The organism is Pseudoalteromonas sp. SWXJ133, assembly GCF_015864365.1.
Classification (GTDB): Bacteria; Pseudomonadota; Gammaproteobacteria; order Enterobacterales; family Alteromonadaceae; genus Pseudoalteromonas; species Pseudoalteromonas arctica.
In genome coordinates this window covers 45,626-64,861 of sequence record NZ_JADYXJ010000012.1, presented here as the reverse complement: position 1 = coordinate 64,861, position 19,236 = coordinate 45,626, and the positions used below count along the sequence as shown (strand labels likewise).

The 19,236-nt window shown below is 37.2% G+C and carries 15 protein-coding genes; 8 read left to right on the top strand and 7 right to left on the bottom strand.

The annotated features are described in order from the left end of the window. Positions 1-60 precede the first annotated feature (60 nt). From I6F40_RS10940 to I6F40_RS10920, 5 genes are all read left to right on the top strand, one after another. On the top strand, positions 61-2,580 hold the full coding sequence (locus I6F40_RS10940; RefSeq protein WP_024593781.1) for a circularly permuted type 2 ATP-grasp protein: 2,520 nt from the start codon (positions 61-63) through the stop codon (positions 2,578-2,580). After that, positions 2,577-3,455: a transglutaminase family protein gene (locus tag I6F40_RS10935; protein WP_166377604.1), complete on the top strand. Its 879-nt coding sequence runs from the start codon at positions 2,577-2,579 to the stop codon at positions 3,453-3,455. Before I6F40_RS10940 ends, I6F40_RS10935 begins: the two co-directional genes overlap by 4 nt. A 46-nt stretch (positions 3,456-3,501) precedes the next feature. After that, positions 3,502-4,956 (top strand): circularly permuted type 2 ATP-grasp protein, encoded by a 1,455-nt coding sequence (locus tag I6F40_RS10930; RefSeq protein WP_166377603.1) that lies wholly within the window; start codon positions 3,502-3,504, stop codon positions 4,954-4,956. A 1-nt stretch (position 4,957) separates the two neighbouring features. Further along, on the top strand, positions 4,958-5,890 hold the full coding sequence (locus I6F40_RS10925; RefSeq protein ID WP_007585221.1) for an alpha-E domain-containing protein: 933 nt from the start codon (positions 4,958-4,960) through the stop codon (positions 5,888-5,890). A gap of 122 nt (positions 5,891-6,012) precedes the next feature. Continuing rightward, positions 6,013-6,666 carry an MOSC domain-containing protein gene (locus I6F40_RS10920; protein ID WP_197192924.1) on the top strand — a complete coding sequence of 218 codons (654 nt, stop codon included), beginning with the start codon at positions 6,013-6,015 and terminating at the stop codon, positions 6,664-6,666. Positions 6,667-6,672: 6 nt separating this feature from the next. Here I6F40_RS10920 and I6F40_RS10915 read toward each other — a convergent pair whose 3' ends face one another. Further along, entirely contained in the window at positions 6,673-7,581 is a 909-nt protein-coding gene (locus I6F40_RS10915) for a LysR family transcriptional regulator (RefSeq protein WP_166377601.1), read from the bottom strand. Positions 7,582-7,710: 129 nt separating this feature from the next. Here I6F40_RS10915 and I6F40_RS10910 point away from each other — a divergent pair, with 129 nt between their 5' ends. The 3 genes from I6F40_RS10910 (at position 7,711) to I6F40_RS10900 (ending at position 10,338) form a co-directional block, all read left to right on the top strand. Next, the gene (locus I6F40_RS10910) at positions 7,711-8,148 is read left to right on the top strand and encodes a PACE efflux transporter (RefSeq protein WP_197192923.1); all 438 of its coding nucleotides are present in this window, start codon (positions 7,711-7,713) and stop codon (positions 8,146-8,148) included. 289 nt (positions 8,149-8,437) lie between these two features. Beyond that, positions 8,438-9,892 carry a sensor histidine kinase gene (locus I6F40_RS10905; protein WP_166377600.1) on the top strand — a complete coding sequence of 485 codons (1,455 nt, stop codon included), beginning with the start codon at positions 8,438-8,440 and terminating at the stop codon, positions 9,890-9,892. Further along, the gene (locus I6F40_RS10900) at positions 9,889-10,338 is read left to right on the top strand and encodes a response regulator (protein WP_166377599.1); all 450 of its coding nucleotides are present in this window, start codon (positions 9,889-9,891) and stop codon (positions 10,336-10,338) included. Before I6F40_RS10905 ends, I6F40_RS10900 begins: the two co-directional genes overlap by 4 nt. 153 nt (positions 10,339-10,491) lie before the next feature. Here I6F40_RS10900 and I6F40_RS10895 read toward each other — a convergent pair whose 3' ends face one another. The 6 genes from I6F40_RS10895 to nirB all read right to left on the bottom strand — a co-directional run bounded on the left by I6F40_RS10895 (position 10,492) and on the right by nirB (position 19,052). Beyond that, entirely contained in the window at positions 10,492-12,210 is a 1,719-nt protein-coding gene (locus I6F40_RS10895) for a two-component system response regulator (protein WP_197192922.1), read from the bottom strand. Between the two features lie 58 nt (positions 12,211-12,268). Continuing rightward, positions 12,269-13,459, bottom strand: a complete 1,191-nt coding sequence (locus I6F40_RS10890; protein ID WP_197192921.1) for a sensor histidine kinase — start codon at positions 13,457-13,459, stop codon at positions 12,269-12,271. A 269-nt stretch (positions 13,460-13,728) separates the two neighbouring features. Then, on the bottom strand, positions 13,729-14,991 hold the full coding sequence (locus I6F40_RS10885; protein ID WP_197192920.1) for a nitrate regulatory protein: 1,263 nt from the start codon (positions 14,989-14,991) through the stop codon (positions 13,729-13,731). Positions 14,992-15,265: 274 nt separating this feature from the next. Next, a complete protein-coding gene (cobA, locus tag I6F40_RS10880; protein WP_165727787.1) occupies positions 15,266-16,129 on the bottom strand; it encodes a uroporphyrinogen-III C-methyltransferase in 864 nt (287 codons plus the stop codon). A gap of 9 nt (positions 16,130-16,138) precedes the next feature. Beyond that, entirely contained in the window at positions 16,139-16,492 is a 354-nt protein-coding gene (nirD, locus tag I6F40_RS10875) for a nitrite reductase small subunit NirD (RefSeq protein WP_002959861.1), read from the bottom strand. After that, a complete protein-coding gene (nirB, locus tag I6F40_RS10870; protein WP_197192919.1) occupies positions 16,479-19,052 on the bottom strand; it encodes a nitrite reductase large subunit NirB in 2,574 nt (857 codons plus the stop codon). The genes nirD and nirB overlap by 14 nt, the downstream gene beginning before the upstream one ends. Positions 19,053-19,236 lie beyond the last annotated feature (184 nt).

The following is a 19,236-nucleotide window of genomic DNA, read 5'->3' as shown; positions in this document are numbered from 1 at the left end:
AATATTTTTAAAGCATCATTATGAACACGGCTATTTACTATAAATTGGAGCGCTTTCAGCTTGTATATTAACAATAACGCGATGCCGGAATTGCCTGAGTGGTTGTCTTTATACCTTGATAAATCACATGGACATGATGAACTAGCAAACCACAGTGGTTTAAACCCAGACCATTGGGATACATTATTTAAGCGTTTAGCTAGCCTAACAGCAGATGATGTTAGTAGCCGCGCTACAGAAATTAGCCAATTGCTACAAAATGGCAATATTAAAAATGAAAGCAATAAGCAGTGGCACTTCGACCCATTGCCATTTATGTTATCTAAAGCTGATTGGGCATTGCTCGAAGAGGGAATAAAACAAAGAACCCTTTTATTAAATAAAATTCAGCAAGATATTTACGGTGACCAAACATTATTAGTTGATGGTCATATTCCTGCAAAGCAGCTTTTTCAAGACCCTAATTACTTACGCGAAGGTTTTAGCCTACCTAGTAACGAATTAACACTTTTTTTTACCGCGTTAGATGTTTACCGCACGCCAACAGGCGAATTTAAAGTATTAAGCGATCATTGTCAGTGCCCGTTAGGCTTAGGGCTATTAATTAAAAGCCGTATTATTGCAAGGCGTGTAATGGCTGAAGAATTTGCCGAATGTAATGTTCAGCAAATTAAAGAATTTTTAAATTTATTCCAAGAGGGTATTAATGAATATACCCACTATATGGATGACCCACGAATTGTAATTCTCACCCAAGGAATTGATGACCCTAACTACAACGAGCATGCATTCCTATCTACCTACTTTGGCTACACATTAGTACAAAGCGCCGACTTAACCGTACGTGGTGGTGACGTTTGTTTAAAATCGTTACAAGGCTTGGGTAAAATTAATGTCATTTTACGCTGGGTTTCTGATCGTTGTATTGACTCTTTAGAGCAAACTGAATATTCACTTCATGGTATTCCGGGCTTATTACAATCGGTACGACAAGGGTCGGTTAAGGTTTTAAACCCGTTTGGTAGTGGTGTGCTCTCGTCACCTTCAATAAAATGCAACTTAGAAAAGTTATCGCAGCAAATTTTAAAACAACCGCTGTTGTTAGGTGAGCCAAATTACTTAAGTGTAAAAGAAGCGCAAGCCATTGATTGGAATAACCTCGAACTACTATCTGCTATAGACCCTACACTTAAGTTAGATGGAGTGTTAGACGAGCAAGAAATAAAGCTACTTATTAGCAAAGAACCCGATAATTACTTTTTCCAAGAAAAACCTTCTTTTAGTAGTGCACCATTTTGGCATGACGGACAATTAATCTCCAAGCCAGTGGTATTTAGGTGTTATGCATTAACCACAGAAAATGGCGTAGAAGTACTTCCTTCAGCACTGTGTTTTTCGAACGAAAAAAGTAACAACCCGAGAATATCTGGTTGGATCAAAGATACATGGATAAATACAGCCGATAGAGTTGATTTAGGCGAGCATAATCCACCGGTGCCAATTAGAAAAAGAATGGATGTAACGCTACTCGAAGGGGTTATTTCGAGCCGTACGGCTGAGCACCTTTTTTGGTTGGGTCGATACTTAGAACGCTGCGAAAACACCATACGTATATTGCGTATTTTTATAGACAAGTACACCGAATTTTCTGTTTACCCAGATTCAATACGAAAAAGTATAGTTGCACGGCTTTCTAATGCCATTAGGTCGCAATATATTGTTTATCCCTATATAGAACCTGATTTAAAACTAGATGGAATTGATGTAAATCTGTCTAAAGAAACTGCCTTTCAACTCCTTGCAGACGAGCAATGCGCTGGCAGTATTATTAATACATTAAAGTACATTGCTAATGCGTCGGTGCAAATTCAAGAATTACTATCTCATGATAGCCGCCGAATAATTGATGATATTAATGAGCAAATTAAAGTATTTAAAAATGTAAATATTAATATTCCAACGCGTGCAATGCAAAGCAGCCTAGATAGAGTTATAGGCTCAATTATGGCTTTTAATGGCTCGATTACAGATTGTATGCCGAATAGTAACGGCTGGTTTTTACTCGAAATGGGCAGAAGAGTAGAGCGTAGCTTACAAATAACATCACTAAGTGCGGCTTTATTAACCAAAGAGTTAGACGAGCCCGAAGAGCTTGGCTTACTTGAAGCCGTGCTAAGTTGCCAAGTTAGTTTAGTTACGCATAAGCGCCGATACAGAATGTATCAAACCATTGGTACAGGGCTTGAGTTATTACTTTTAGATGCTGAATACCCACGTTCTTTATTATTTCAGTTAGAGGAAATTAATAAGTTGTGTAAGCATTTACCCACAAAACGCAGACAAGGCGTAATTGCGGCACACGAAAAAGCAATTTTACTGTCTAAAACAAGTTGTTATGTAACTGAGAAAGATTACCTACAAAAAAGTGAAAATGGACAACGTAACCAGTTAATCGAATTTAACCATAATACGCGTATGAACTTAGATACATTTTGTGATGTATTATTACTACAGTATTTTTCTCATACCCAAACGGCAAATAAATTGAACTGGACTAATATTGAGCAAGCTCAATCGTGAAATATAAAATAAAGCACTCGACTACATACAACTATTCTGACTTTGTTAGTTTGTGTCAAAACCAAGCGCGATTAACGCCAAAAACGAATCGCGGGCAAATATGCCACAGTAGTCGTGTAGAAATTGAACCTACACCGACTTACTTACAAACATTTACTGATTATTTTAATAATCAGGTAACAGCGTTTGAAATAGCAATACAGCATAAAAAACTTAAAGTAACGATGATCAGCGAGGTAGAACTGTTAGTCGGCGCTAATAGTAATTTAGAGAGTGTTGATATTGCTTGGCGAAAAGTACGTGATTTATTGGTTAAACCAAATACGGCGGAATTATTAAAAACGTCTGAATTTGTACTACCTTCACAACTTATTCCAATAGATAAAGGAATTAAGGAATACGCATTAATTTCGTTTAATGCACACAAAAATATAATTTCTGCATGCAAAGATTTAATGGCACGAATTTTTCATGAATTTCATTATGATCCTGGTTTTACAACAATTAGTACGCCTTTGAGCACTGTTTTTGCACAAAAAAGGGGCGTTTGCCAAGACTTTGCACACTTTGCGCTTGCATGCTTACGCAGCGTAGGGTTAGCAGGTCGATACGTAAGTGGGTACATAGAAACTATGCCGCCAGAAGGCGAAGAAAAGCTAGAAGGTGCAGATGCAACTCATGCATGGTTTGCGGTATTTGTGCCAAACTTTGGTTGGGTTGATTTTGATCCAACAAATAATGTTTTACCACGCGATCAGCATATTACTCTAGCCGTAGGGCGAGACTTTTCTGATGTAACTCCTTTAAAAGGAGTGGTATTTGGTGGCGGTAGTCAATTGCTTGATGTAGCGGTTGATATGATTCGAATGGAATAGCAGTTTAACTACGTCATATATGATGATGGATAAGGTGAAAGAGTGTATGAAAATTGATTGGAAAGCGTACCAAACAAATGGTTTCTTTGATGAATTAATTGATGCACAAGGAAACGTTAGATCGCATGGAACACAATTAGCACAATTTTTTGCTAATTTATCAGCAGAAGAATTAGTAAAAGCCAGAGCGGTTGCTGATTTAGCAATTAAAGAAATGGGTATTACTTTCACGGTTTACAACGAAGGCAATATGATTGATAGAGCCTGGCCGTTTGATATTATCCCTCGAACTATTGGTAAAAAAGAATGGCAAAGCGTAGAGGTTGGTTTAAAGCAACGTGTTGAAGCGCTTAACCTTTTTATAGATGATTTATACCACGACCAAAAAATAATAAAAGATGGTGTTTTTCCAAAAGGACTACTAGAAAAATCAGTTAACTTTCGCCAGCAATGCGTGGGAATAAACCCGCCAAATAAAATATGGGCGCATATCTGTGGCTCAGATTTAGTACGCGATGGTAGCGGTACAATGTATGTGCTTGAGGATAACCTGCGTGTTCCTTCTGGTGTATCTTATATGCTTGAAAATCGCTCTGTAATGAAGCGTGTATTCCCTGAATTATTTGAGCAAGTATCGATTTTACCTGTTGATGATTACCCTTCACAATTATTTGATATGCTAGCGGCAATGTCGCCTCGTCCACAAGATAAACCAGAAGTTGTGGTACTTACTCCTGGGGTGTTTAACTCCGCTTATTTTGAGCATTGTTACCTTGCCCAAGAAATGGGTTGCGAACTGGTAGAAGGGCGCGATTTAGTTGTTGAAAAAGATGACTGTGTATACATGAGAACAATCACAGGGCTACAACGAGTTGATGTTATTTATCGTCGTATAGATGATTTATTTTTAGACCCAGAAGCCTTTTTACCAGAATCCCAACTTGGCGTTCCTGGATTAATGCGTGCTTGGTCTAAAGGTAATGTTGCTTTGGTTAATGCACCAGGCGCAGGTGTTGCTGATGACAAAGTAGTTTACGCCTATGTACCTGAGATGATTAAGTACTACTTAGGCGAGGAAGCTAAACTTGCTAATGTCCCAACGTTCAAATGTTTAGATCCGAAAGAATGCGACCATGTGATTAAAAATATCGATAAGCTTGTTGTTAAACCAGCAAATGAATCTGGCGGATATGGATTATTAATTGGTCCTAAATCGACTAAAAAAGAACAAGAAGCGTGTATTGCTCAAATTAAAGCGGACCCACGAAACTGGGTAGCTCAACCAACATTAGATTTATCAACAGTACCAACATTTGATGGTAATAAACCAGATGGTCGACATACCGATTTAAGACCGTTTATTTTATCATCAGGTAAAGATACGCAAGTTACCACTGGTGGATTAACGCGTGTTGCTATGGTTAAAGGCTCTTTGGTGGTTAATTCATCACAAGGTGGTGGCAGTAAAGATACTTGGATTGTTGACGAAGAGGCTAAATAATATGTTATCAAGAGTAGGCGAAACTTTATATTGGGTATCTCGATACATTGAGCGTGCGGAAAATGTGGCTCGTTTAATCAACGTTAACAATTTACTGATGATGGACTTACCCAAAGGCGTATGTACCGGCTGGGAGCCATTAATTGATATTATTGGTGTGCGTAAAGCGTATTCAGAAAACCATACAGATTTTACTGAACAAAAAGCATTAAGGTATTTACTTGTTGGTAGTGATAATAGCTCGTCAATTTTAAACTCTATTACTTCGGCACGAGAAAGCGCGCGTACAATCCGCGATGTAATACCGCGAGATGTATGGGAAGAAATTAACTCTCTTTATTATTATGTAAAAGATAATCAAAAAGAAGGGATAACAAAGCGCGGACGTTTTGATTATTTAAAAAAGATTATAGATTCAGCCCATCAAATATTTGGGGCGTTAGATGCCACAATTAATCACGATCAGGGCTATGTTTTTATCCGCTTTGGTTCGATTATAGAGCGCGCAGACATGACATCGCGAATTTTAGATATTCGCTCAGCTACGTTAATTACTAATGAAGAAGAAGTGAAGCCATTTGATAATATTCAGTGGATCAGCTTATTGCGCTCATTAAGTGCTTATCAAATGTATCGCCAAGAAATGGGCGTTAGAGTACAGCGTGCAGATGTAATAGAATTTGTGATGCACAGCAAAGTATTCCCACGATCTATTTTATTTTGTATGAATGAATTAAAAGCATTGGTTTTACCTTTGCCAAACTCAACAGAAATTATTAAATCAATTGATGATGCAATTGTTGAGTTAGAAAATAAAGACGTACGAGTACTTAAAAATGGTCTGTTGCATGACTTTATCGATGAAATACAAATAGACTTAGCTGGAATACATAACGGACTGGCCGAAACGTATTTTTTAAAACAAGCAGAATAATAAAAACTGTATATTGTGAAATGACTGCTTAGTCTTAAGCGGTCATTTTTTGCTTAAATTTATTTATAATAATTTTAAAACCTGCATAATTAATCTTTACTTCCTCATCCGTTGGTATCGCAATGAAAATCATCTCGACTAATATCTCTAAAATTAAAACTCTTATTCATAATGATAAAGAGGTGAGAACAGGAATATTCAAAACCCCAACTAACGAACCTGTAGCGATTGAAAAGCTAAATATAATAGGTGACGAGCAAGCTGATTTAATTAACCACGGCGGGGTAGATAAAGCAGTATATGCTTTTTCGCACAATCATTATGAGTACTGGCAGAAGACTCTTGAAAACGAAAACTTAAGTAGCGGCATATTTGGTGAAAACTTCACGATTTCTGACCTTGATGAAGCGAATATACACATAGGTGACCATATTCGAATTGGTACTGCATTACTTGAAGTAAGCCAGCCTCGTGTACCTTGTTTTAAATTAGCTATCGCCCTTAATAATAAAAACAGTCTTAAACTATTTACGCAGCATTACTGCACTGGCGTTTATTTTAGGGTACTAGAGCAAGGCGTTGCAAAAACGGGTGATAGTGTTGTTATCGAGAAGAAAGCCTCGCACGACATATCAGTTAAAAAACTGTTCCAGGCATTTTTTGATAAAAAATACGTAGGTTATGAAGACATACTTTTAGAAGCATTAACTTTGCCAGAGCTTGCTGTAGAGTGGCAAGAAAAGCTAGAGAAGAAGCTTGCTATTAAAAGTGAATAAAGCAGTTTAAAACTGTTTTATTCCCGCGCTATCACTCTTTAAAAAGTGTTGCTGCAACCTATTTATTAAACTTTGAAGAACAGGTCCTGTTGATTGGCTTCTTGAAACAACGCATCCTACAGGAGTAAGCCAACCGCCTTGTTCATGAGTAACGGGTAGCGTTACCACTTCAGCTTGGTTTATATACCTCTTAATAGCAAGCTCGGGTACAAGCGCCCAACCAATACCCTGAACTACTAAGTCGATAAGAGTTTGATGTGTATTTGCGTACCAAATTCTAGAGCTAATTGCGTAGCTAAACCATAACTCTTTTTGGCTAAGGCTGCGATGAACACATTGCCTATGGGCTTTTAAATCATTGCTTGTTACAGCCTTTAGCTTTGCAAGCGGGTGTTCTGGTGATGAAATCGTTAAAAATCGAGCTTGACCTAATAGAAAAAAATCCATATCAACTTTAAGCTCACCATCACTATAAATGATACCTACTTGTGCTTTTCCTATTTTTACTAAGTTTTCTACATCGTCAGTTGTTGTCGATATTATTTCGAAATTAGTAATCGGGAACTGATCAGCAAGTGGGGCAATCACTTTTAAAATATCATGATTATTTAGGCTTTCATCAATAGCTATAATTACCTCATGCTCATAATTTTTTGCTAATGCATCCACTTTTTGGTCAAAATATTTTTGCTGATGAAGTATAGAGTATGCGACAGGTAACAATGCCTTACCGCTAATCGTTAAGCTGGGTATATTTTTATTACGCGTAAACAATGTTTGATTAATCGCTATTTCAAGATTAGAAATAGCTTGGCTAATTCCCGATTGTGCACGGTTAAGCTTTCGGGCTGTTGCCGAAAAAGATCCTGTTTCTACCACGGTTACAAAAATTTTTAGTTGCTCAAAACTATACATATCATTCAACTTAAAGGTGAGTACTTATTTGCTCATCTTATCACTAAAGGTGATGGCTACTAACTTTGCAAATAATTAAATTATGTCACTATTATTTTCTTTAATTATTTGGCGTAAAAGGGGGTAATTATGGATGCAAAAATGGGGTCGCTAGAGAGGATATTTCAGGCTGTTTTGTTTGAAGTATTAGCGGTAACGCTGTCGATTATTGGTTTGGCTGTATTTACAGAGCATGCAATATCGGCTTTATCGGGCACTATGATTATAATTGCAACGATTGCGATGTGTTGGAATTTTGTTTTTAATTGGTTTTTTGACAAAGTAGCTACCGGTGCAAAAGAGCAACGTTCTGTATTATTCCGTATTTTTCACGTGATTTTATTTCAAGGCGGGTTACTTGTTTTTACTATTCCCGTAATGGCGAGCATTTTAAACGTAGGCTTATGGGAAGCATTAATAATGGATATCGGCGTAACTTTTTTTATAACCCTTTACGCTTTTACTTTTAACCTAGTGTACGACCACACACGAGCCTATATTTTTCATTCAAAAAATGCTGCATGTTAATACACTTTTTAAATATGGGATGACTTAGCAAAGTTTTGTATTTAGCTGCTGGTGTATTTGCCAATGCACCAGCACTTTTAGAGGCGTAATATTACCCAAGTTTGCTTTATAGTGGCAAAAAACTAATAAAGGATCTTTTTATTAAAAGTGAATAAAGCTAAATATCAATTGTTATTCATAGAGGAGCTAGTAAAAAAGATAAAATCTGCTATACCTAAGGTTATAAATACTATAATTATTATAGTGTTATTTAAAATTTTTGGGTTAGTGGCTAAAATAGGTGTCGTATATGAATATCTCAAGAAAACTGATGCTTATTGTAATATTAACTGCAGCAGAGATAAGTATTACTGTCTACTCAGCTTTTGAAATAGCTAAAGGAGCTAAGTTTCATCAACTTAACTTTCTTCATTTAAAGTATACACATCAACTTACTAAGTCAGTTAAAAAAATAGAAAATGATATCCCCATAGATATAAATGCCATTGAGTCGGATATATTGTTAATTAGGCAGCAACCGATTGAATGTATTGAACAAATAAACCCGTTAAATTATGCTGTTATGAAAGTTATTAACACAGATCATACATTAACAATCTGTGAAAACGATATTGAAATTGCTGATAAAGCCTTATTGTCAGTTAATCAGTATAAAAAGGGGGAACTTAGTAGAGACGCTTTTTTACTAAATCTTAATACTTCGCTAAGTGGCTTTAATAAAAATACGGAGCTGTTTGAGGAACCAATTAGAAAAACAGTATCGTTTATACTAATGACGTTAATTCCACTTGTTATAATCATATCTTTTTTTAATATTCTTTTTATAAGTTATCTTTCTCGCACAATATCGAGCTCTATTCGAAATCTAACTCTACTTTTATCAAGTAAGCCCGAAAACAATATTAATCTAGACGATGAACTTGATATAAAAACGTCGGGTGAATTAAAAGCACTCGTTATCGCGGCCAGACAGCGAATTAAAAATGATCTTTTAAATATTGAAAACAGTATTGAACTCAAAGAGATTATAAACAGCCAAACAGCTTCCCTGCAGCAAGCAAATGATGAGCTTGCCCAGTTTGCTTATCGGGCTTCCCATGACCTGAAGTCACCGCTGTCAGGGGCTAAATCTCTAGCGCATTTTGTTATCGAAGATATAAAAGCGGGAGACACAGAGGAGGCAAGCCGAAATGCACTGGTTATTTATCAACAAATGGAAAAGTTAGAAACACTTGTTGTTGATATTTTATTGTTAGCCAAAGCTGAAATTGGCAATGAAGATAAAGATTTAATTGACTTTAATCAGTTAATTATTGATATGAAAGAACGACTGTCTTGGCTCATGAAAGATAATCCTTGTACGCTCGAAACAACAATTAATCTATCAGTACCTATAAGGTCGGAAAAAGCGCGTTTTGCTCAAATTATTGAAAATTTGATTTCAAATGGGTTGAAGTATTACGATAGAAATAAAGACTCGCCTTATGTCCGCTGTGATATTTTTAATGAGCAAGAGACGTTTTTTATTACTGTTACAGATAACGGAATGGGAATACCACAAAAGCATCAAAGTGAAGTGTTTGATATGTTTAAGCGATTTCATGCACAGACGAGTACCGGCTCTGGTTTAGGGATGGCGCTGGTTAAAAAACATATTGAGTATTTAAATGGTGAAGTATCACTGGAAAGCTCTGATGAAGGTACGACGTTTAAAATAATAATACTAATGGATAAGCTAACATGACAAAAATTAAACCTCCTATATTAATTGTCGATGACAATGAAGTTGACCGGTATATTCTTAAAAGATTAATTAAAGAGGCTAAATTAGATCTTACAATTTTTGAAAAAAAAGATGGTCAGGAAGCATTAGAATTTCTAGAAAATTATGAAGCTAACAGAAAAGAGTACCCTGATGGATTTCCTCCAATACTCATATTTTTGGACATCAATATGCCAAGAGTCAATGGTATTCAGTTTTTAGAAGAGTTTTCTAAACTGAGGAAGATGATAGAAATCAGCTCGTGTGTGGTTATGATGTTTAGCTCATCAGAAAGAGAAGAAGAAAAAAAGATTATAATGTCACACGATTTTGTTAAAGGTTACCTTGTAAAAGGAAGCTTTCAGGCAGCAGAGTTAAAAGAAAAAGTATTGGCTGTCATCGGTCAGCATTTGGAAAAACACAGCTGATTTGCATGTGTTTTAGGTTTTAACCCGCTAGGCTGTGCCAATTAAAGAGCCTTTAGTTTGAGTATGTGACACAAACCAAAGGTTTTTAGCTTAAGGTTACACAGATGTTTGATTTAAGCTTCAATTTTAAAAAGGCTCAAAATAACCTATTTATTAAAGGCTTATTTTTTTACTATAGTCATCGAGCAGCAAATTAATTTCGTTTACAGGCATAGGCTTTGAAAAGAGAAAACCTTGCAAGTAGTCTATATTTAATTTTTTACACAGCTGATGCTGGGTTTCAGTTTCGATTCCTTCAGCTACCACAGAAAAATCTAGTTTCTTCAGCATTAAAGATAAGCTCTCGATTATTTTTAATCGCTTATTATTTTCTCCACCTAACGATTGCATGCTTTTGTCTAATTTTACTATATCAATAGGGTAGGAAATAAGGTGAGATATGGATGAATAACCCATACCAAAATCGTCCAAAGCAATTCTAAACCCTTTATTAGACAAAGAAGTTAATATCTCAATCACTTCTTTACTGTTTTCCATAAAAGCTGTTTCTGTTATTTCGAGAATAATACTACTGGTTTTTAAATTGTATTTTTCGACCGTCCCTAATAGATACGTCTGTAAAACTTCTCTTTGCAGCTGTATCGGTGAAATATTAATAGATAGAGTTAACGGCGTTTGATAGTCTTTCTGCCACAAAGATAACTGCTTTAAAGCGCTCGCAATTATCCATTTTCCAAGGGGGGCTATTAATCGGCACTCTTCAGCAATAGGAATAAACTCATCGGGGGTATAATTAACGGTTGTATCTGGCCAACGGATCAGGGCTTCGACACCTGTCATTATTTGTGTTTTTGAACAATAAACAGGTTGATAAAATAGCCTAAAGTTTTTTTCCTCTATATGCTCTTTTATACTATTTTGAATATCTACCCGACGACTAAATTCATATTGATATTGCTCTTTGTAAAAGCTTATTCTACTTTTACCACTTTGCTTTGAGCGATACATTGCAATATCAGCACATTTTAGCAGTTCATGAGATTCAGTAGCATCATTTGGGTATATGGCGCTTCCAATGCTAACACTGCAATTTAAAGTTCTACCTTCATGTAAAAAGGGTTTAGAAACTTCAGCTAAAATTCTATTTGCTATCATACCTATTTGATTAATGTTGCAAATCCCACCTATTATAACTGCAAATTCATCGCCTCCTAAGCGTGCAAATCCTTCGTTTTGCCTCAGGCAACTATGAATCCTTTCTACTGTTTGTATTAAAATTTCGTCGCCGACACTATGCCCAAGCGTATCATTAATATTTTTGAAGTTATCTAAATCTAAAGCAAGTAACGCCACGCAGTTTTTAGCACGTTTATTGTTAGCTATCATTACTTTTAGTATTTCTTCAAAATGATATCGATTAGACAAACCAGTAAGCTGATCCCTTTCTGCCATATGCTTTACAGCAAGATAACTGTTGTGCATACGTTGTTCTGCCTCGAAGCGTTTTTTGGCATATATAAGCGCTTTATTTAAACTATCCCTCGTTATATCACCTTTTGGTAAAAAGTCTTGAGCGCCGGCTTCTATACACTCAATAGCCAAAGCTGAGTTCTCTGAGGAACTAATCATGATAATTGCGGTGTTACCGAGTTTAGGCTTTGCACGCATTTCAATTAGCATTTCAATGCCATCTTCTTTAGGCATATTATAATCGAGTAGTATTATATCAAAGTGCGTGTCTTCAATGGCTTTCAAGCCCTCGGATACGCACGTTACCTCGGTAATGTCATGATGATGAGAGCCATCAGAAATAAGCATTTTTTTAATTAATTTGCGATCAACTAAGTCATCATCAACAATTAAAATATTCATAAGTTCCTTCTAAGAGCAGCATCTACATGATGCTCGTTTATAATTGATAATTTCATAGTTAAACTTTGGGCCAATAAATAGTGAATGTACTGCCAAGTTTCCCATCGGAGGCTACTTCAATTTTGCCCCCATAATTAATAATGAGCTTATTGGCAATACAGAGTCCAATGCCGCTCCCTTCAACATCATCTCGAGATTGCAATGTCTGAAATAACTTAAATATGAGTGAAAAATATTTAGGGTCAATTCCAGGCCCATTATCTGTTATCTCAATAATGTAATATTGATTAGAAGGGATAAGTGAAATATCGATAATCGGGTGCTCTTTATTGTTATGTTTTATTGCATTACTAATAAGATTTTGAAAAACAGTTTTAAAAGGGAGTAGCGGTATATCGAGTACTTCGTTATTGGCGTGTATATCAACAGTGACAGTTTTTGGAACTTCTAAAATTTGTTCTATATCTTGGTAAATACTTTCTAAAGATATGCTTGCACGCGTTGAATCACAGCTATTTATTCTCGAGTAGCTTAGTAAATCTTCTAGCAGTACTTGCATTCTATTAGCCCGGCTGAGCACAAGCTGAAAGTTTTCTAGGTGCTCTTGAGGGAGTAAATCTTTACAGTCATCATAAATCCACTCTAATAAACGTTTTATAGCATTTAATGGTGACTTTAGATCGTGTGAAGCAATACTGGTAAATTCATCTAGTTCATCGCTCATTTTTTGTAATTTTTTGATTAGGCGATCTTTTTCAGTTTCGTCTTTTTTTAGCTCGCTAATTGTTGAGTGAAACTTAGAACTGTTTATTTTATCTAATGAATTTTTACGTTGGACCAACTGATTAACAAAGTTTTTTTGTAAACTATTTAAGATTAATTTTTCTTTTTCGGTAAGTAGTGAATCACTTGCTCGGTCAAATATAAACCATCCAAATTTAAGGTTTGAGGGCAAAATAATAAGTGATACCACTCTAAATATTTTAGGATCATGTTCGATAATCGATTCATTAAAAACGTCATCAGATAGTTGCTCTTTAGCTACTGTTATTTTTGAACCGGATTTATATAGCTCAACGGAACGTTCAGGGAGGTTAGCAACAATAGAAAATGCGGTGGCATCAAAAATAGTTAAAATTAGCTCAGCAATACTCTCTAAGTTTTTTTGAATGCCATTATCAACAGGCGTAATTAATTGCTGTTCATCAATTAATAATACATCTGCGATATAACTCTCTACATTGGGCATTCAAAATCCTACAACACTATTAAATAAATACGCCTCAATAAAATGAGATGTAACAAATGATTAACTTATTGTAGTTGATTATTTTGAATGCGTTGAATAATTTGCATTATAAATTGACTCCACATAAGAGCCTTACCTTATTGTAGTCAGTAGATTATGAATCTATTTTTAAAATACAGAGAGACTTAAGCTAGGCGAGCAACTTATAACTGAGTAAATAAGCACTTAGCGGGGTGCTGTTCTTATTAAAACCAATAAGAACAGCATATTTAATCGCTCATTTGTACAATTGTTTGCGCTACGTTAAATAAGGTTTTATGTGTATCCATTGCTTGTTTTTGTAGCTGTTTATGGGCTTGCTCTTCAGTGAGTTTTAACTGTTCAATAAGTATATATTTGGCTTGGTGAATTACCTTTTGCTCACTAATTACTTTTTTAGCGTCAAGTAACGCTTGGTTTATTTGTTTAATATGTTGGCTTTGCTCGATAATTAAATCGTACATACTTTTATTACTATTGAGCTTATCAGCCGCTATGTTTTGGCTTACTTCTGGATCTGGTTGCTTAACGGCTAATTGGCCAAAAGTAGGGGCTATGTGTTGCTCTACCATATTGTTAAGTACCTGCTTATTTGTATTTAAGCTACGTTGAGCACAGGCTATTTGCATTGCTGCGGTATCAATTAACTGATCTGCTATGTTTTGCTCAATTTTGTGCATTATATCTATGCGCGTAGTGGTTACTTCGTACCATACTTCGCTAAGTTGTGAGAGCGGTTGAGCGTTCTCGTCATCGAGTTTTTGCAGTAAACTTCTAAGTTGCTCTACCTGATTATTAACCTGATGCGTTGTTAGTGTGGCAAAGCATTTTAAAAGGTGCGCATCGGCGTATTCATTAAAAAAGTCAAAACTGTGGTTTTGTTCTTGTACAAAGTGCGCGAGTTGTTGTTTTTGCTCAGTGGTAAATTTACTCGCCGCAAATGCTTGTGCACCACAGGCACGCTCTTGTCCTGCGTATTCTTTACCTTGCATAAAATTAAAAAAGGCAACTAATAAGCGTGTTATTTTGGGATCGCTTGCGCCATCAGCTGCCTCTAAAATAATATTGAGTAAACTAGCAATTAACTGCGTGAACGACTGCGTAGCATGTACTGCACTAATGTTTTGTTGTGCTATTTGCTTGCGCAATACCGGTAATGCATCGAGTGCTTGTAAGCTGTAGGTAATTAAATTAAATAACCGAGTATGGCCCGTATCGGCGTTGTCGTTTATAAATGTTTGTTTAAGAGAATCATAAAATGCAGTTTGTGCGCTGTTGCTTAAAGGGATTTGTTCTTGTAATTGGGTTTTAAATCGCTCTCGATTTGAGGCCAAAAATATATTACTCATTGCGCGTTCTTTTTGTAACTGATGTACAAAATCGCCTAACTTAGTGAGCGAGGAACAACTGTTTTGTAATTGCTTTAGCGCGTGTATTTCTTGATATTTAGCCGCTAATAAAAACTGTTTTGTGAGAGGATTGTTTGTCGCCATTGATAGTATTCCACACTTTTTTGTTTTTAAAGTGCAACCACCGTTCCAATCATTAATAAATTTCATCATTGAATTTAAAATCAAGCTAATACAATTACTTAAAGTGTTATTTTTGTTTGTCACTGTGTTTCTATAATTTAACTTACCATTACTTTTAACTTATTTGGTGCATTAAAGCATGTTATTGCACACAACTTGAACCCAAATTAAAAACAAAAAAAGCGCCTACTCCTGGGGAGGTAGTAAGCGCGAAAAGTGCATTATTCATTTTGTATCATGCGTTAACATTTATACTGTTTAATAACTCAGGGCTAATTGCCATTTTATGATTTATCACTTCACCAATCATAATTAGGGTAGGGCCTTGAAGGTTGTGTTTAGCATGCTCATTTACTATCAGTTCAAGCGTACTGGTAATTACCTTTTGCTTAGTAGTAGTGGCATTTTCGATTAGTGCAATGGGTGTATTACTTGGCCAGCCCACTGATTGTAAACCGTTGCTTAGCGTTTGTAAGCGCGAAAGCCCCATATAAACCACTAAAGTGGGGTTGTTGTTTCCAGGCATAAACGCGTAATTTTTCCAATGAGGCTGCTTGTTAGGATCGGCAAACTGCGCCGTTAAAAACGTAACACTGCGCGCTACGTCTCTTGCTGTAAGCGGAATACCCGTATAAGCGGAAGTAGCACAAGCCGTTGTTACACCCGGAACAATAGCAAAATTAATATTATGCTTTGTAAGCGCATCGGCTTCTTCGTTAATACGTGCAAATATACTCGGATCGCCGCCTTTTAAACGCACTACGTTTAGGCCTTGTTGCGCGTATTTAACCAGTAGTTCGCAAATGTTAGCTTGGGTCATCGAATGCTTACCTGCACGTTTACCTACAAATACACGCTGTGCTTTTTTAGGTAGTGTTTTTAGTAAATCGTCACTTACTAGCCAATCGTACAAAACAACATCGGCGGTATTAATTAAACGCTGCGCTTTTACTGTAATTAGCTCTGCGTCTCCTGGGCCTGCACCAATTATATAAACGTTGCCACTTTTGGCGCTGCGACTATTTGAGCTTGTTAGCTTGGTAACAAGCTTATTTAACCACACGTTTTCAATACCCGAAAAATAAGACAGTACACTCATAATATTCCCCTAAGCCACAGCCGTTGTAACTTTTGGTTCAGAGCTTATAAATACACTGCCGTCTTCAATTTTTGCATTAAAAACCGGTAAGTGTATTGCTTCTGCTTCTAAACATTCACCTGTTTCTAGGCAAAAGTGCTGCTTATATAAAGGCGATGCGACCACTAATTTATTATCGATAGAGCCAATAATGCCACGCGATAATACATTCGCTTTACCAATAGGGTCGTAGTTGCTAATAGCAAACACAGCCGTTGGGTTTTGTGGAATATAAAAAATAGCAACTTGCTGATTATTAACTAATGCGCACACGCCGCTATTAGCCACTAGGTTATCGATTGTTCCAATATTATGCCAAGACATCAGCTTGCTCCTCTTCAACTTCCATTACTGGAATACGGTTTTGTGTATTACGTTGCTCACGTTTTTCGGCTTCTGTTGCAGGGCGAATTTGGTTACGCTCTTGCACAAATAAAATGTTGTCGTCGGTTTCGGGGCTATTAACAAACTGACGGAATCGTTTGGCAGCATCTGGGCTTTCAATCGCTTTTTTCCACTCACAGGCATAGGTTTGTGTAATTAATTCCATTTGCGCTTCTAGCTCGTCGCAAATGCCTAAGCTATCGTCAATTACTACGCTTTTAAGGTAATCTAAACCGCCTTCAAGATTTTCCATCCATACCGACGTACGCTGTAATTTGTCAGCCGTTTTAATGTAAAACATAATTACGCGGTCAATGTATTTAATTAGTGTTGGCGTGTCTAAATCGGTCGCAAATAAGTCAGCATGGCGAGGGCGCATACCGCCATTACCACACACGTATAAGTTCCAGCCATTTTCGGTGGCTATAATGCCAATATCTTTACTTTGTGCTTCGGCGCATTCGCGGGTACAACCCGATACCGCCATTTTAAATTTATGCGGTGCACGCAGTCCTTTATAGCGGTTTTCAATTTCTATTGCGTGTCCAACGCTGTCTTGCACACCATAACGACACCACGTACTACCTACACACGATTTAACGGTTCTGAGAGACTTACCATAAGCATGACCGGTCTCAAATCCGGCTTCGATCAATCGCTCCCAAATAACAGGAAGCTCTTCTAAGCGCGCACCAAATAAATCAATACGCTGACCACCCGTTACTTTGCAGTACAGGTTAAAGTCTTTGGCTACTTGTCCTATTACAATGAGTTTGTCGGGGGTTATTTCGCCACCAGCAATACGCGGTACTACAGAGTAAGAGCCATCTTTTTGCATATTTGCTAGGTATGTGTCGTTAGTATCTTGCAAGCCAACATGGGCGGGCTCTAAAATAAAGTCGTTCCATGTTGAGGCTAAAATAGAGCCAATGGCAGGTTTACATATTTCACAGCCATGACCGCTGCCGTGTTTAGCTAGTAAGTCATCAAAGCTTTTAATGCTTTCTACTTTAACCATATGCAGTAGTTCTTGGCGTGAATACGCAAAGTGCTCACATACATGGTTGTTAACTTCAACTCCACGGCTTGCTAATTCATTATCAACAACTGATTTTAATAACGCGGCACAACCACCACAGCCACTTGCTGCTTTAGTACATGATTTTACAGAGGCTAAATCGCATGAGCCGCCATCAATCGCACCTACAATGTCGCCTTTACTCACATTGTGACATGAACAAATAGTGGCTGTGTCGGGTAGGGCACTGCCAGATAACGACGGCGCGCCGCCGCTATCTGGTAAAATTAAACACTCAGGGTTTTCTGGCAAGTCCATGTCGTTAAGCATGTACTGTAATAAAGCATCGTAATCGCTGGTATCGCCAACAAGTACAGCGCCCAGTAATTTATCGCCTTTTTCACTTAGTATGATTTTTTTATAACAGCCGCGAATAGCGTCTTGATATATAAGCTCTTTACAGTCTGGCGTTTTTGCATGAGCGTCGCCTATTGAGCCTACTTCTACACCTAACAGCTTAAGTTTTGTGCTCATATCAGCACCTAAAAACTCAAGCTCGCCGCCACTTAATTGGCTCGCTGCAACGCGCGCCATGTTGTAACCCGGTGCAACTAAGCCAAATAGTTTTTTGTCCCACAAAGCACATTCACCAATGGCTAAAATATCAGGATCTGATGTTTGGCATTGGTTATTAATAATAATACCGCCGCGCTCACCGAGCTCTAAATCAGCAATTTTACCTAGCTGATCATACGGGCGAATACCGGCAGAGAACAAAATCAGATCTGTTTCTAAAAATGACTCGTCCGAAAAATTTAATCTAAAGCGACTGGTTTCGCCTTTTACTATTTCGCTGGTTGCTTTTGATGTATGTACTGTTACGCCGAGTTTTTCTATTTTATTTTTTAGTAGCGTACCGCCTTGTCCATCAAGTTGAACAGCCATAAGTTGTGGCGCAAATTCAACTACGTGGGTATCAAGCCCTAGTTGCTTAATGGCGTTTGCGGCTTCAAGCCCCAACAAACCACCACCAATAACAACACCGCTTTTACTTACAGCGGCACTGGCTTTTATTTGTTCTAAATCTTCTAATGTGCGATACACCAAACAATGGGGTTGGTCGTTACCTTTTATAGGCGGCACAAACGGAAACGATCCTGTCGCGAGTATCAGTTTGTCGTATGGGTATTGCTCACCGGTTAATGTGGTCACTATTTTTGCTGTTCTATCAATGCCTTCAACCCACTGGCTGGTATGCACATTAATATTAAGCTGTTTATAGTTGTCGTGAGTTGTAAGTGCTAAATCGGCGGCTGTTTTGCCATCAAATACACTTGATAAGTACACGCGATCGTATGCAAGATTTGCTTCTCCGCAAAGTACAGTAATGTCTGCGTTGGCATCGCTTTGGCGCATTTGCTCAACAAAGTGGTGTCCGACCATACCATTACCAATAATGAGTATTTTTTGCGAGGTTTGCATAGGGCATTCCTTAAAGTGACGGTTTAAATACAAATAACAAAAAAGCCCGCCACAAATACGCATTATGCATAATTGAGTGCGGGCTTCTTTGCCGATGGTTGCTAATAGCTATTGTGTTAACAACCTAAATTTTTGCCGTAAGTAAAACGGGCTTGTTAATAGAATGTTTGCAAAAATACAGCCA

Excerpts from the sequence above, each read along its gene's own strand:
- I6F40_RS10930 (WP_166377603.1), top strand. The coding sequence starts at position 3,502 with ATGAAAATTGATTGGAAAGCGTACCAAACAAATGGTTTCTTTGATGAA.
- I6F40_RS10925 (WP_007585221.1), top strand. The coding sequence starts at position 4,958 with ATGTTATCAAGAGTAGGCGAAACTTTATATTGGGTATCTCGATACATT.
- I6F40_RS10920 (WP_197192924.1), top strand. The coding sequence starts at position 6,013 with ATGAAAATCATCTCGACTAATATCTCTAAAATTAAAACTCTTATTCAT.
- I6F40_RS10915 (WP_166377601.1), bottom strand. The coding sequence starts at position 7,581 with ATGTATAGTTTTGAGCAACTAAAAATTTTTGTAACCGTGGTAGAAACA.
- I6F40_RS10910 (WP_197192923.1), top strand. The coding sequence starts at position 7,711 with ATGGATGCAAAAATGGGGTCGCTAGAGAGGATATTTCAGGCTGTTTTG.
- I6F40_RS10905 (WP_166377600.1), top strand. The coding sequence starts at position 8,438 with ATGAATATCTCAAGAAAACTGATGCTTATTGTAATATTAACTGCAGCA.
- I6F40_RS10900 (WP_166377599.1), top strand. The coding sequence starts at position 9,889 with ATGACAAAAATTAAACCTCCTATATTAATTGTCGATGACAATGAAGTT.
- I6F40_RS10895 (WP_197192922.1), bottom strand. The coding sequence starts at position 12,210 with ATGAATATTTTAATTGTTGATGATGACTTAGTTGATCGCAAATTAATT.
- I6F40_RS10890 (WP_197192921.1), bottom strand. The coding sequence starts at position 13,459 with ATGCCCAATGTAGAGAGTTATATCGCAGATGTATTATTAATTGATGAA.
- I6F40_RS10885 (WP_197192920.1), bottom strand. The coding sequence starts at position 14,991 with ATGGCGACAAACAATCCTCTCACAAAACAGTTTTTATTAGCGGCTAAA.
- cobA (WP_165727787.1), bottom strand. The coding sequence starts at position 16,129 with ATGAGTGTACTGTCTTATTTTTCGGGTATTGAAAACGTGTGGTTAAAT.
- nirD (WP_002959861.1), bottom strand. The coding sequence starts at position 16,492 with ATGTCTTGGCATAATATTGGAACAATCGATAACCTAGTGGCTAATAGC.
- nirB (WP_197192919.1), bottom strand. The coding sequence starts at position 19,052 with ATGCAAACCTCGCAAAAAATACTCATTATTGGTAATGGTATGGTCGGA.